The following is a 13,828-nucleotide window of genomic DNA, read 5'->3' on the forward strand; positions in this document are numbered from 1 at the left end:
ACTATCGATCCTCGAGCTGCAGATCAACAGCGAGAATCTCGATGTGAGCTGCTTCGGTCGCGGTGTACACAAGCTCTTCGATGTGACCCACCGAGGTGAGGTCACCCTCGGCTGCACGAAGCTGCTCGAGCAACGGCTGCGGGCCGCCAACCTCAACGCGCGTCGCAACCGTCTTCTGTGAGACCTTGGCCGTTGACTTAGCGCCACGAATGCCGATGAGCGCCTGGCTTACGGCGTCAAGTGTGGCTGACGTTGCCTCGCCCGAGTGCTCGGTGAGTTCTTCGGCGACCGGCCAAGCAGCCTGGTGCACCGAGCCCTCGTTGAACCACGACCATACCTCTTCGGTTGCGAACGGAATGAACGGAGCAAAGAGCCTGGCGTATACCGAGAGCGCAACGCGCAGGGCGGCGACGGCCGAGGCCTGGGCCTGGCCGACCTCGCCATGGGCGCGGTCTTTCACGAGCTCAAGATAGTCGTCGCAGAAGGTCCAGAAGCTCGACTCGGTGATCTCGAGCGCGCGGGCGTGATCGTACGACTCGAACGCGGCGGTCGCGTCACGGACGACTCCCGCGAGGGTCTTCAGCATGCTCTGATCGAGCAGCTCAGTGACCGTTGCACCCGGCGTAGCCTCGAATCCGAGCGTGAACTTCGACGCGTTCAGCACCTTGATCGCAAGGCGTCGGCCGATCTTGATTTGCGTCGGGTTCTGCGGATCGAATGAGGCGTCGGTACCGAGCTTCGCTGAGGCTGCCCAGTAGCGTACGGCGTCAGAACCATGCTGGTCGAGCATGCTTGCTGGGGTGACGACGTTACCCTTCGATTTCGACATCTTTTTGCGGTCGGGGTCGAGGATCCACCCTGAGATGCCCGCGTTCTTCCAGGGCAGGGTCGATGCCTCGAGCTCTGAGCGCAGAAGCGTTGAGAAGAGCCAGGTACGAATAATGTCCTGGCCCTGGGGGCGAAGATCGTAGGGGTACACGAGGTCGAAGAGCTCGGCATCGCGCTCCCAGCCGCCAGCGAGCTGCGGAGTGATTGATGAGGTCGCCCACGTGTCCATGACGTCGACCTCGCCGATGAAGCCGCCTGCTTCTCCGCGCTGCTGTTCGGTGTAGCCCGAGGGCACATCACTCGATGGGTCAACCGGAAGCTGAGCCTCGGTCGGCAGAATCGGCGCGTCAAAGTTTGGCTCGCCGGCGTCGTTGAGCGGGTACCACACGGGAATGGGCACGCCGAAGAAGCGCTGGCGAGAAATCAGCCAGTCACCCGAGAGGCCCTCAACCCAGTTCTCATAGCGAACCCGCATGAAGTCAGGGTGCCACGAGAGTGCCTTGCCGTGAGCAAGGAGACGCTCGCGGAGTGCCTCATCATGGGCGCCATTCTTGATGTACCACTGCCTCGTCGAGACGATCTCGAGCGGCTTGTCGCCCTTCTCAAAGAACTTCACGGGGTGGGTGATGTTGCGAATCTCGCCGATGAGCTCACCCGAGGCTTGAAGCGCCTCTACGATGATCTTCTTTGCGCTGAACACAGTCTTGCCGGCGATGCTCTCGTAGTGCTCGCGGCCTGCCTCGCTCGTGATCGCCTCGGGGGCTTCTGAGAGAACGCGGCCGTCGAAACCGAGAATTGCACGGTTTGGCAGGTGGAGCTCGCGCCACCACACCACGTCGGTCACGTCGCCGAAGGTACACACCATCGCGATACCCGTGCCCTTGTCTTGCTGAGCCAGGTGGTGGGCAACGATGGGAACCTCGACGTCGAAGAGCGGCGTGCGCACGGTCGTACCGAAACGGTCTTTGTAGCGCTCGTCATCGGGGTGAGCCACGAGTGCGACACAGGCGGCTAGGAGCTCTGGCCGTGTCGTGTCGATGACGATGTCGTCGCTGCCATCGGTTGGGTGGAACGCGAGGGCGTGATAAGCGCTTGGCTGATCGCGGTCTTCAAGCTCGGCCTGGGCAACAGCGGTGCGGAACGTGATGTCCCAGAGCGTCGGAGCCTGAGCCTGGTACGCCTCGCCTCGCTCGATGTTGCGAATGAAGGCGAGCTGCGAAGCACGGAGCGACTCGGGGCCGATTGTGCGGTAGCTCTGCTTCCAATCGACCGAGAGGCCCAGGGTGCGCCAGAGGTCTTCGAAGAGCTTCTCGTCTTCGAGGGTCAGCTGCTCGCAGAGCTCAATGAAGTTGCGGCGCGACACGGGCTGCTGGTCTGCAGGCTTGATGTTCTTGCCGTCGGTGCCCTGGTGTGGGGGCACGAAATTGTCGACGTAGGGGAGCGAAGGATCGCAGCGAACGCCATAGTAGTTTTGCACGCGACGCTCGGTTGGCAGTCCATTGTCGTCCCACCCCATGGGGTAGAAGACGCGCTTGCCATTCATTCGTTGGAAGCGAGCTACGACATCGGTGTGCGTGTAGCTAAAGACGTGGCCGACGTGCAGTGAACCTGAAGCGGTTGGCGGGGGAGTGTCGATGCTGTACACGCACTCACGAGTGGCGCCCTCTCGGTTGAAGGCGTAGGTGCCCTGCGCTTCCCAGGTTTCACCCCACTTCTCTTCGAGACCTTCAAGCTTTGGCTTGTCGGGAATGGCAGTCATGACGCTCCTGGATCGTAGTAATGGGTGTGCCACCGTGAAAACACGGTGGCACATCGTGGCTCACTGCATCATTCTAGCGGGTCTGAGCGGCGTGGCCGCTGCCCGCGATGCTTGCGTGAGAAGGGCGGGAATGGTGGTTAGATTTGCAGAATCGCTCGTGCGATCAAGAAGTAGAGCACGAGGCCGGTCGCATCGACGAACGTCGTGATGAACGGGTTCGAGAAGACCGCTGGGTCAACCTTGATGGCCTTTGCCGCGATCGGCATCGCGCCACCGATCGTCGCTGCCACGGTACACACCGCGATGAGGGTGAGGCCGATGACGGCGCCGATCTTAAAGTCATAGATGAAGCCGGTGATGGTGAACCCGATAAGCCCCAGCATGCAGCCCAGCAAGAAGCCGACTCGAACTTCGCGGCCGATGACCTTCAAGATGTCTTCGGTTCGCACATCGTCGAGCGCGAGCGCACGGGTCACGGTCGTCGCTGCCTGGTTACCGGTGTTGCCACCGGTGCCGATGAGTAGTGGCACGAAGAGCGCGAGCACGGTCACCTCGGCGAGGGTGTCTTCGAACACCGAGAGCACCTGCACCGTCAGCGTCGCGCCAATGGCCAGTACGAGCAGCCAGACGATGCGCGAGTTGACGAGGGTTGAGATCGGCGTCGAGAGGTAGGGGCGGCGCAGCGGCTCAACACCACCCTGTCGAGCCGCATCTTCTGAATCTTCGAGCTCAAGAATGCGCACCGCGTCGTCAATCGTGAAGATACCGACGAGACGACGCTCGCGGTCGACGATCGGCATCGCGTTCACCGTGAGGTCGGCCATGCGGCGTGCGACAACCTCGGCCTTCTCGGTCACGACCGCGGTGTAGGGGTCTTGCATGAGCGTGCCAATGAGCGTTCCAGGCTCGGCGCCGAGCACTTGCCTGAGGCTCACCACGCCAACGACGTGGCGGCTCTCGTCGATGACCGGAATGAGGTAGATGGTTTCGGCATCGTTGAGGTCTCGCTTCACGCGCTCCATCGTCGTCTCGACGGTGTAGCTCTCTTTGGTCGAGATAAGCTCGGGGCTCATGCGTCGCCCGATCGAGCCGAGTGGGTAGCCCATGAGCGCCGAGGTCACCTGGCGCTCTTCAGACGACAACCCCTTCAGGAGCCGCGGGGCAACCTTTGACGGCAGCTCGTCGAGCAGCCAGACCCGGTCGTCAGGGTCGAGCCCAGTGAAGATCTCAGCAACCTCTGAGTCTTGCAAACCGTGCAAGAGATCACCCTGCAGCGCGGGGTCGAGCAGTTCGAAGACGGCGAGGGCTCGATCTTTTTGGAGCAGACGGTAGAGAACAGCACGGTGCTGCTCACTCAAGCGCTCGAGCACGAGCACGATTTCGTCGACTGAGAGTGGCGTCAGGGTGTGCGACACGGCGACAAGGTCGCGGTCGGTCACCTGTTGAACCACGGTATCAACGATCTCGTTGATGTTGACGTCTGCTACTTCTGGGGTCATAGCGATCTCACTTTGGTGTTGGGCACGGTGCACATGCACCGCCAAGGAACGATGAATCGTTGGGCCACAAGAGGGCCCGCAAAGCGCCGGAGATCGAAAGCCCGAACCATGAAGCGCGTCGCGCTTCGATTACCGGGTAAAACCATGGAGGCGGATCTCCGGCCTCGGACTAGAACTGTCTGAAGACATCGGGACTTCTCACCTCACTTCGGTAGGGAGTGGAGCGCGGCATGCGCTGGCTGCACCCATACGTGCGCCATATCGTCAACTCTAGCAGGTGAAGCTGTGGCCAATGGTGGCTTGTGAGTGAACGCTTCACGCTCCGAGTTCAGCGATACAGAGCATATCGGCAGCCGTCTTGCGCTACGCTAATATGCAACGACTTTGAACCGGCAATCACCGGGGAGTTTTTGGAAGAACGGCGCGCGGCAACGTGCGCCCAGTAGAACCGAACGGTCACGGCCCGTTATCGCCGAATGAAGTGACGCGTCAGTGCTCCTGATACGTAAAGCGGGTGGTACCGCGGGGAACGCTCCCACAGCGATCCTCGTCCCGGCAAAGAATGTATTGCCCGGAAGCCGAAGGACCCCATGTCGTACCCCAAGCAGTCACACAGTAGCGCCGCAGCAGGCGCATCATTTGGAGTAACCCCGTCGCCGCGTTTTCCCGAGATTGAGACGCAGGTGCTCAAGTTTTGGGCCGAAGACGACACCTTTCGTGAGTCGATTCGCCAGCGCGAGGGGTGCGATCAGTGGGTCTTCAACGATGGCCCTCCCTTTGCGAACGGCCTGCCGCACTACGGCCACTTGCTGACCGGCTACGCCAAAGACGTTTTTCCGCGCTTCCAGACCATGATGGGCAAGAAGGTTGAGCGCCGCTTCGGCTGGGACACCCACGGCTTGCCGGCAGAGCTTGAGGTCATGAAGCAACTCGGCATCACCGAGAAGAGCGAGATCGAAGAGATGGGCATCGCGACGTTCAACGCGAAGGCCCGCGAATCGGTGCTCATGTACACCCGCGAGTGGGAAGAGTACGTCACGCGTCAGGCCCGTTGGGTCGACTTCGAGAACGACTACCGAACGCTCAACGTCGAGTTCATGGAGAGTGTGCTCTGGGCGTTCAAGCAGCTCTATGACAAGGGCCTTGCGTACGAGGGGCACCGCGTGCTGCCGTACTGCTGGCGCGACGAGACTCCGCTCTCGAACCACGAGCTTCGCATGGACGATGACGTGTACCAGATGCGTCAGGACCCGTCGGTCACGGTTGCTTTCCCATTCACGGGTGCGAAGGCCGCTGAGCTCGGCATAGAGGGCGTTCGCGCGCTTGCTTGGACGACGACCCCCTGGACGCTGCCAACGAACGCGGCCCTCGCGGTTGGCCCCGACATCGAATATGCTGTCGTCGCGGCCGGCCCGCTTGGCGCGAGCGATGGCGGATCATCGGGCGAGGCCCGATACCTGCTCGCCCGCGAGCTCGTCACGAACCACGCGAAAGATCTCGGCTACGAGAGCGGGGAAGCGGCGACCGAGGCCATCGAACGCACGCTGAAGGGCGCAGAGCTTGCCGACGTGCAGTACGAGCCCGTGTTCGATTACTTTGCCGACGCCGAGGTGTGGGGCACCGAGAACTACTGGCGCGTACTCGTCGACGATTACGTTGGGGCCTCTGACGGCACCGGCGTCGTTCATCAGTCGCCCGCGTATGGTGAAGACGATATGCGCATCACCAATGCCGCCGGCATGCCGACGATCGTGAGCCTCGACGAGGGCGGCCGCTTTATCAAGGCCGTGGGTGACGTGGCAGGCGAACTCTGGTTTGAGGCGAACCGGCCGCTGATCCGCCTCTTGCGCGAATCGGGTCGCCTCTTGCGTGAGCAGAGCTACGAGCACTCGTACCCGCACTGCTGGCGCTGCCGCAACCCACTCATCTACAAGGCCGTCTCGAGCTGGTTCGTGAGCGTCACGAAGATCAAGGATCGCCTGCTCGAGGTCAACGAGGACATCAATTGGGTGCCCGCGAACGTGAAGCACGGGCAGTTTGGCAAGTGGCTCGAGGGCGCGCGTGACTGGTCAGTGAGCCGCAACCGCTACTGGGGCAGCCCGATCCCAGTATGGAAGAGCGACGACCCCGAGTACCCGCGTGTCGACGTCTACGGCTCGATCGAAGAGATCGAGCGTGACTTCGGGCGCGTATCGCGCAACGAGGCCGGCGAGGTCGACCTGCACCGCCCGTACGTCGACGATCTCACGCGGCCGAACCCAGACGATCCGACCGGCAAATCGACGATGCGCCGCATCGAAGACGTGTTTGACGTGTGGTTCGACTCGGGCTCGATGCCGTTTGCCCAGGCCCACTACCCGTTCGAGAACCAGGAGTGGTTCGAAGAGCAGCAACCCGCCGACTTCATCGTCGAGTACATCGGGCAAACGCGCGGCTGGTTCTACGTGCAGCACGTGCTCGCAACCGCGCTCTTCGACCGCCCAGCGTTCAAGAACGTCATCAGCCACGGCATCGTGCTCGGCTCAGACGGCAACAAGATGTCGAAGTCGCTGCAAAACTACCCCGACGTCAATGAGGTGTTTGACCGTGACGGCTCAGACGCGATGCGCTGGTTCCTCATGGCATCACCCGTCGTGCGCGGCGGCAACCTCATCGTCACCGAAGAGGGCATTCGTGAGGGCGTTCGTCAGTTCATCCTGCCGCTCTGGAACACCTGGTACTTCTTCAGCCTCTACGCGAACGCCGACGGCTTCGAGGCGAGCTGGAGCACCGACTCGACCGATCCGCTTGATCGCTACATTCTCGCGAAAACGGGACAGCTTGTGCGCGACGTTGAGCAGCACCTTGGCGACCTCGACACGACCACCGCAGCCGAGGCGCTGCGTGACTACGCCGAGCTGCTCACGAACTGGTTCGTGCGTCGTTCTCGCGACCGCTTCTGGGAAGGGGTCAACGGGGCGAACGGCAAGCCTGAAAACGCTCAGGCATTCAACACGCTGTTCACGGTGCTTGAAACGCTCACCCGGGTGGCCGCTCCCATGGCGCCACTCGTGACCGAGGAAATCTGGCGCGGGCTCACCGGCGGCCGCTCGGTACACCTCACCGATTGGCCTGACGCGAGCGCGTTCCCCGTCGACGACGAGCTCGTCGCGGCGATGGACGAGGTGCGTCAAATCACCTCGCAGTCACTCGCGCTGCGCAAGGCCGAGCGCCTTCGTGTACGCCTGCCTCTCGCCGACCTCACGGTCGTCACGAGCCGCCCAGACGCGATCGCTCCGTTTAGCGCGATTCTGCGCGACGAGCTCAACGTGAAGCACGTCTCGCTCGTGGCCCAGGACGAGAACAGCGCGGCCGAGCACGGCATTGTGCATTCACTCTCGGTGAACGCCCGCGCGGCCGGCCCGAGGCTTGGCAAAGACGTGCAGTTTGCCATCAAGGGCGCGAAGACCGGTGACTGGTCTGAAGAGAACGGCGTCGTGACGGCGGGCGGGTTTGCGCTGGAACCTGGCGAGTACGATCTCACGCTCACCGTGAGTGATGCCGCGACCGAAGGACAGGCAGTCGGTCTCATCGCGGGCGGCGGCTTCGTGCTGCTCAGCACCGTGACGACCCCCGAACTCGAGGCCGAGGGCGTCGCTCGTGACGCGATTCGCGGCGTGCAAGAGGCCCGCAAGAACGCCGGCCTCGACGTGAGCGACCGCATTGAGCTGACGCTCGGTGCCTCGCCCGAGAACGCCGACGCGCTTACCGCCCACGCCGAGCTCATCGCGAGCGAGACCCTCTCAACCCGGCTCGCCGTCGAATCACTCGAGGCCGCGGCTCTTGAGAACGACCCAGAAACCAGTGCCGCAGGGGTTGCCTCACGCGCGAGTGCGCTCGGCGCGGCGAAGGAACCCCTCATCATCACGATCAACGCAACCGCGGCACGTGCCGCGAAGGAGGACTAGTGGGCGCATCGAGCACCGCAGAGGTGTACGCAGAGCTGCTCTCGCGAACTGGCGAGGCGCAGCCGCGACCCAGGCTTGACCCGGTTCGCAGGCTCACCGACCTGCTCGGCCAGCCGCAAAACCTGTTTCCGGTCATACACGTGGGCGGCACGAACGGGAAGACGACGACGGCTAGGGTCATCGAGTCGCTGCTCAGGGCCTACGGGCTGAAAACGGGGCTCTTCACGAGCCCGCACCTCGTTGATTTCACCGAGCGTATTCAGCTTGAGGGTGAGCAGATCAGCGAGGCGGCACTCGTCGCCGCGTGGGAAGAGATGCAGCCTGCCCTCGAGATCGTCGATACCGAACTCGCTGCGAAGGGCGAGCTGCCGATTACGTACTTCGAGGCGCTTGCCGCGCTCGCATACACCGCTTTCGCCGACGCGCCCGTCGAGGTTGCCGTTGTCGAGATCGGCATTGGTGGCGAGTGGGACGCGACGAACATTACCGACGCTGAGGTCTCGGTCATCACGCCGATCGGCCTCGACCATGTGCACATTCTCGGCGATACCGTTGCTGAGATCGCTCGCACGAAGGCCTTCATCGTGAAAGAGGGCAAGACGCTCGTGACCGCGGCGCAGGAGCCCTCGGCGCTCGCTGAGCTCGAGGCTCGAGCCGAGGCGGTCGGATCGCGCATGCTTGTCGCCGAGCGGGATTTCTCGCTGCGCGCAGACGTGAGCGGCGTGGGAGGGCGCATCGTCGAGATCACGGGTATCGCTGGAACCGAGTACGAGGGGCTGTTTATTCCGCTCTACGGGCCGCATCAGGCCGAAAACGTGACGCTCGCGGTTGCCGCCGTCGAGGCGTTTCTCGGGACCGAGCGCCCCCTCCCAGAGGATGCGCTCGAGCAGGGCCTCGGCAGCCTCACTTCGCCCGGAAGGCTGCAGCCGATTGGCGTACAGCCACTCGTGCTCGTCGATGCGGCGCACAACCCGCACGGCGCGAAGACGCTTGCGACCGCGATGAGCGAATCGTTCAGCTTCTCAGATCTCATGCTCATCGTCGGCACGTTCGCCGACAAAGATGCGCGGGGCATTCTTGAGGCGCTGCTGCCGCTCACGCCAAACGTGTACGTGGTAGGGATCCACTCAGAACGGTCCCGTGACCCCGAAGAGCTCGCGAGGCTTGCCCTCGAGGTTCGACCAGACGTCAACCTCCAGCTCTTCGACGAGCTTGAAGAAGCCGTTGAAGAGGCTCGTGGCTGGGCCGAAGAGGCCGACGGCCGCGGCGTGCTCATCGCAGGTTCAGTATTTCTTGCGGGCGAGGCCATCTCGCTCGCCCGCCAGGCAGATTGGGGAGCTGAAGTATGACGCACAATCCTGGGCAAGACGACGATCTCGTACTCTCACCAAGCGAGCAGCGCGCCCACAACCTTGCGCTTCGCGCGAGCGGAACGAAGAAAACCTCGACCCAAAAGTCACTCGCGTCGATCGCGCTCGGCTTCGAGCTGTTCGTCGTGTTTCTTATCGGGCTCACGCTCTTCGGGCTCGGCGTCTTCGACCCAGCCTGGGTTGGGCTCGTGATCGGTGGCGTCGCCTGCCTGCTCATCATCGTTGCCCTCGGGCTGATGCGAATGGGCAACGTTGGCATCATTCTCGGGTGGATCGTGCACGGCCTCTATTTCGTTGGCGCCTTTTTTCTCGTGCCGATTCTGTTCGTTGGCCTCATCTTCACTGGCCTGTGGCTCTACTGCATGTGGAAAGGCGCTCAAATTGACCGCATGCGCGAAGCTAGACTGTAAGTAACCGTTTATCACAACCAAAGGGAATTATTGTGGCTGTTGAAGAAACACTCATCCTCGTCAAACCAGATGGCGTCAAGCGTAACCTCGTCGGCGAAATCTTGCGCCGGGTCGAGGCAAAGGGGTACGAAATCGCTGACCTGCGCATGGTGCACGCCTCGCGTGCGCTGCTCGCTGCCCACTACGAAGAGCACGAGGGCAAGCCCTTCTATGAGCCGCTCGTAGAGTTCATGTCGTCGGGCCCCGTCGTTGCCATTCGCGCGAGCGGCGAGCGGGTCATCGAAGGATTCCGTTCACTCGCTGGCTCGACCGAGCCGACGAGCGCTGCTCCCGGGACGATCCGCGGCGACCTCGGTCGCGACTGGGGAACGAGTGTTCAGCAGAACCTCGTTCACGGTAGCGACAGCACGCTGAGTGCAGAGCGTGAGCTCGCACTCTGGTTTGCATAATATTCGAACACCCGTTCGAAGCTTATCTTGAGCTTAGGGGCGTACGCTAAGGGTATGGAAACTACCCGAAGCGTGCGCCCCTTTGAGGTTATTAGCGAGTATGAGCCGAATGGTGACCAGCCTCAGGCCATCGCCGAGCTGGCCTCCCGCATCAACGCGGGCGAGACCGATATCGTGCTCCTCGGCGCCACGGGTACCGGTAAGTCGGCAACGACCGCCTGGCTCATTGAAGAGGTGCAACGGCCCACGCTCGTGCTCGCCCACAACAAGACCCTCGCCGCACAGCTTGCGACCGAGTTTCGGCAGCTCTTGCCGAACAACTCGGTTGAGTACTTCGTCTCGTACTACGACTACTACCAGCCAGAGGCCTACGTGCCGCAAACCGACACCTTCATTGAAAAGGATTCGTCGATTAACGACGAGGTCGAGCGCCTGCGCCACTCGACGACGAACGCGCTGCTCAGCCGCCGCGACGTCGTCGTGGTGAGTACGGTCTCGTGCATTTACGGCCTGGGTAAGCCTGAAGAGTACTACGAGGCGATGGTGCCACTCGCGGTGGGCGATCAGGTTGATCGCGACGCTATCCTGCGCCGCTTCGTTGACATGCAGTATCAGCGCAACGACATCGAGTTCGTGCGCGGTAACTTTCGGGTTCGCGGCGACACGGTCGAGATCATCCCGATGTACGAGGAGCTCGCGATTCGCATCGAGTTCTTCGGCGATGAGATTGACGCGCTCTACTACCTGCACCCGATCACGGGCGAGACGATCAAAGAGGTCGAGACGGTTTCGGTCTTTCCGGGCTCGCACTACGTCGCAAGCCACGATGTCATGCAGCGGGCCATGGGTGACATTACCGACGAGCTTGACGTGCGGCTCAACGAGTTGCACGCCCAGAACAAGCTCGTTGAAGAGCAGCGCCTCAAGATGCGCACAACGTTTGACCTCGAGATGATGGAGCAGATCGGTTTTTGCTCTGGCATCGAGAACTACTCGAGGCACATTGATGGACGTCAGCAGGGCGAGGCCCCGCACTGCCTCCTTGACTACTTTCCTGACGACTTTCTCGTCGTGATCGATGAGTCACACGTCACCGTGCCGCAAATTGGTGCGATGTACGAGGGCGACTCGTCGCGAAAGCGTACGCTCGTCGACCACGGCTTCAGGCTGCCGTCTGCGCTCGATAACCGCCCGCTCACCTTCAACGAATTTAAAGACCGTGTCGGTCAGACGGTCTACCTCTCGGCGACCCCCGGCAAGTACGAGATGGAGCTCGCCGACGGTGTGGTTGAGCAGATCATTCGCCCCACGGGCCTCGTTGACCCAGAGATTGTCGTCAAGCCAACTCAGGGACAAATTGATGACCTGCTCGAGCAGATCAAGATTCGCGCCGAGAAAGATGAGCGCGTGCTCGTTACGACGCTCACGAAGAAGATGGCCGAGCAGCTCACGGCGTTCCTCGAAGAATCTGGGGTGCGGGTGCGCTACCTGCATTCTGACGTCGACACACTGCGACGCGTTGAGCTGCTGACCGAGCTTCGCGCCGGCGTGTACGACGTGCTCGTCGGTATCAACCTGCTGCGTGAGGGCCTTGACCTTCCCGAGGTGTCGCTTGTCGCGATTCTCGACGCCGACAAAGAGGGCTTCTTGCGCTCGTCGACCTCACTCATTCAGACGATTGGTCGTGCCGCGCGTAACGTGTCGGGCGAGGTGCACATGTATGCAGACCGCATTACTCGGTCGATGCAGGAGGCCATTGACGAGACGCAACGTCGTCGTGAGATTCAGGTGGCCTACAACACCGAACACGGTATCGACCCGCAGCCGCTTCGCAAGAAGATCGCTGACATTACCGAGATGCTCAACCGTGAGGCTGCCGATACTACCGAACTCGTCGAGTCGTCGGCCGCGGGTAAGAAGCGTGCCGGTTCGGGGGCGGCTGCGAAGCGTTCGGGTGCCGATTCTGGCGGCACAGAACTCGAGCAGTTGATCGTTGAACTCACTGATCAGATGCTGGCTGCCGCCGAAGAGCTGAAGTTTGAGCTTGCCGCGCGTCTGCGTGACGAGATCGGCGAGCTGAAGCGCGAGCTTCGTGGAATGGCTTCGGCTGGCCACGCTTAGGCGTGGGCGGCGGTGGCCGTTCGTTTGGAGGCTAGAGCACCGAGTAGCCGTAGCGGGCCGCGGTCGCCTCGATGATGCCGGTGAGTTCTGGCCGATCGAGCGTGAGCAGCGCATCCGGGTGCGCCGGTAGGGCGTCTTGACTGCGTTGCCAGAGGGCGCTGATTCTCGTGTGTGGCATGAGCGACGAAGCCGAGAGCACCCCGTCGATGTCGGGGTAGCGGCGGGCTATCGCGCGTGACCACTCCCTGGATCGCTCACGCGAGCCAGACATGACCGCCGCATTGCCACCGGCAACGGTGAGCCAGTCGCTGTCGCTGAGGTTCAGCAGCGTGAGCTCTCGGGTCACACTGAAAAATGCGAGCGCGGGGGTGTTGAGTTCTCTCGTGATGACTCGTTTGCGCTGAAAGCACTCGATGAGACACGTCGCAAGCGTCGACATCGCCGCATCACCTTCGGTCGTCTCGCCCGCCGTGTTCCCTTGCCTTGTCAGCTGGGCGCTGAGCTCTGGCACCGTGTACATGACCCCGTACCCAGCGTGCTCTTGCGGTGGGTTTGGGTGCGGATCGAAGCGAGAGTCGACGGGCCCGTATGAGCGGTATGCGTTCCAATCGCTGGGGTACGGACCCGCGGTGTGAAAGACCCGAGCAAACATGGTGCCTGCGGCAATCGTGCTGCACCAGGAGTGATCGCTCGGAAGGTCGGGGAACTGTGCCGGGTTCGGAGTCGGAGCCTCTTCACTCATCGTCGTTAGAGGGCCCTGCTGAGTTCGCCCTGCATGATCTGAGCCGCTGTCTCGTGGCTCCCTCCAGCTTGGAGCCACGAGGCGACCGAGTGCTCGACGCTATCGATGGTGAGGAGGGAGGAAGGCCAAGTGAGCGCGCGCTCTACGAGGGTGAGCGGGGTGGCCGGTGGAATCTCTTTGGCAACCGTGCTCCAGCCGGGTAGTTCGTCGCCGTCAAAAAATTGGAAAGCGGGGAAGTGCCAGCCGTCACTGTGGCGCCTCGCGAGGAGCGTGTGGTCGGCGGCACGTTGTCGTACCCGTGCGGTGCTCACGTGGAGCAGGGAAGCAACTTCGGTTGCGCTGAGTGAGATGGTGTCGACTCGACGTTCTGCAAGGAGGGACTGCGTTGTCGTGTTTAGGTGACTCTGCTGTTCGGCCATGGTTGTTGTGACGCCGAACCGTTCGAGGGCTGAGACCTCAGCAACCGTAAGGTTGTGTGTGCTCGGCGATGTGGTCTCGGCGAGGCGCTCAAGGAGCTCTTCAGCGGTTGCAAGCTGCCTTGGGTCAAAGCTCGTGACCAGGGCGAGAACGCGATCACGTACCGGCGCTGTTTCGTGTGCCTGGGCTGACATGAGCTTCTCCTTACGCTTCCTTACGTCAATAATAATCGTAAAGAGTGACGGAGGCAAGGGAAGTGGTGAATCGAATCGATTCGTACATAGGT

The 13,828-nt window shown here is 62.0% G+C and carries 9 protein-coding genes; 5 read left to right on the forward strand and 4 right to left on the reverse strand.

Features of this window, described 5'->3' with window-relative positions:
• Position 1: 1 nt before the first annotated feature.
• Both valS and mgtE read right to left on the reverse strand, forming a co-directional pair.
• Positions 2–2,587: a valine--tRNA ligase gene (gene valS, locus JSO19_RS12940; protein ID WP_270912053.1), complete on the reverse strand. Its 2,586-nt coding sequence runs from the start codon at positions 2,585–2,587 to the stop codon at positions 2–4.
• Between the two features lie 137 nt (positions 2,588–2,724).
• Positions 2,725–4,086, reverse strand: a complete 1,362-nt coding sequence (gene mgtE, locus JSO19_RS12945; RefSeq protein WP_270912054.1) for a magnesium transporter — start codon at positions 4,084–4,086, stop codon at positions 2,725–2,727.
• A gap of 590 nt (positions 4,087–4,676) precedes the next feature.
• Between mgtE and ileS the strand changes: the two genes are divergently transcribed.
• The 5 genes from ileS to uvrB are packed head-to-tail and all read left to right on the forward strand — an operon-like array spanning position 4,677 to position 12,383.
• Entirely contained in the window at positions 4,677–8,033 is a 3,357-nt protein-coding gene (gene ileS, locus JSO19_RS12950; RefSeq protein ID WP_270912055.1) for an isoleucine--tRNA ligase, read from the forward strand.
• A complete protein-coding gene (locus JSO19_RS12955; RefSeq protein ID WP_270912056.1) occupies positions 8,033–9,382 on the forward strand; it encodes a bifunctional folylpolyglutamate synthase/dihydrofolate synthase in 1,350 nt (449 codons plus the stop codon). The genes ileS and JSO19_RS12955 overlap by 1 nt, the downstream gene beginning before the upstream one ends.
• Positions 9,379–9,813 carry a DUF4233 domain-containing protein gene (locus JSO19_RS12960; RefSeq protein WP_270912057.1) on the forward strand — a complete coding sequence of 145 codons (435 nt, stop codon included), beginning with the start codon at positions 9,379–9,381 and terminating at the stop codon, positions 9,811–9,813. The genes JSO19_RS12955 and JSO19_RS12960 overlap by 4 nt, the downstream gene beginning before the upstream one ends.
• A 32-nt stretch (positions 9,814–9,845) precedes the next feature.
• On the forward strand, positions 9,846–10,262 hold the full coding sequence (ndk, locus tag JSO19_RS12965; RefSeq protein WP_442915699.1) for a nucleoside-diphosphate kinase: 417 nt from the start codon (positions 9,846–9,848) through the stop codon (positions 10,260–10,262).
• Between the two features lie 54 nt (positions 10,263–10,316).
• Positions 10,317–12,383 carry an excinuclease ABC subunit UvrB gene (uvrB, locus tag JSO19_RS12970; protein ID WP_270912058.1) on the forward strand — a complete coding sequence of 689 codons (2,067 nt, stop codon included), beginning with the start codon at positions 10,317–10,319 and terminating at the stop codon, positions 12,381–12,383.
• A gap of 31 nt (positions 12,384–12,414) precedes the next feature.
• On the opposite strand, the gene JSO19_RS12975 is transcribed toward uvrB, so the two are convergent.
• Both JSO19_RS12975 and JSO19_RS12980 read right to left on the reverse strand, forming a co-directional pair.
• Entirely contained in the window at positions 12,415–13,125 is a 711-nt protein-coding gene (locus tag JSO19_RS12975) for a hypothetical protein (protein ID WP_270912059.1), read from the reverse strand.
• A 5-nt stretch (positions 13,126–13,130) separates the two neighbouring features.
• A complete protein-coding gene (locus JSO19_RS12980) occupies positions 13,131–13,736 on the reverse strand; it encodes a hypothetical protein (RefSeq protein ID WP_270912060.1) in 606 nt (201 codons plus the stop codon).
• Positions 13,737–13,828: the final 92 nt, after the last annotated feature.

The organism is Leucobacter sp. UCMA 4100, assembly GCF_027853335.1.
Taxonomy (GTDB): Bacteria; Actinomycetota; Actinomycetes; order Actinomycetales; family Microbacteriaceae; genus Leucobacter_A.

Coding starts and splice junctions, on each gene's coding strand:
- valS (WP_270912053.1), bottom strand. CDS start 2,587: ATGACTGCCATTCCCGACAAGCCAAAGCTTGAAGGTCTCGAAGAGAAG.
- mgtE (WP_270912054.1), bottom strand. CDS start 4,086: ATGACCCCAGAAGTAGCAGACGTCAACATCAACGAGATCGTTGATACC.
- ileS (WP_270912055.1), top strand. CDS start 4,677: ATGTCGTACCCCAAGCAGTCACACAGTAGCGCCGCAGCAGGCGCATCA.
- JSO19_RS12960 (WP_270912057.1), top strand. CDS start 9,379: ATGACGCACAATCCTGGGCAAGACGACGATCTCGTACTCTCACCAAGC.
- uvrB (WP_270912058.1), top strand. CDS start 10,317: ATGGAAACTACCCGAAGCGTGCGCCCCTTTGAGGTTATTAGCGAGTAT.
- JSO19_RS12975 (WP_270912059.1), bottom strand. CDS start 13,125: ATGAGTGAAGAGGCTCCGACTCCGAACCCGGCACAGTTCCCCGACCTT.
- JSO19_RS12980 (WP_270912060.1), bottom strand. CDS start 13,736: ATGTCAGCCCAGGCACACGAAACAGCGCCGGTACGTGATCGCGTTCTC.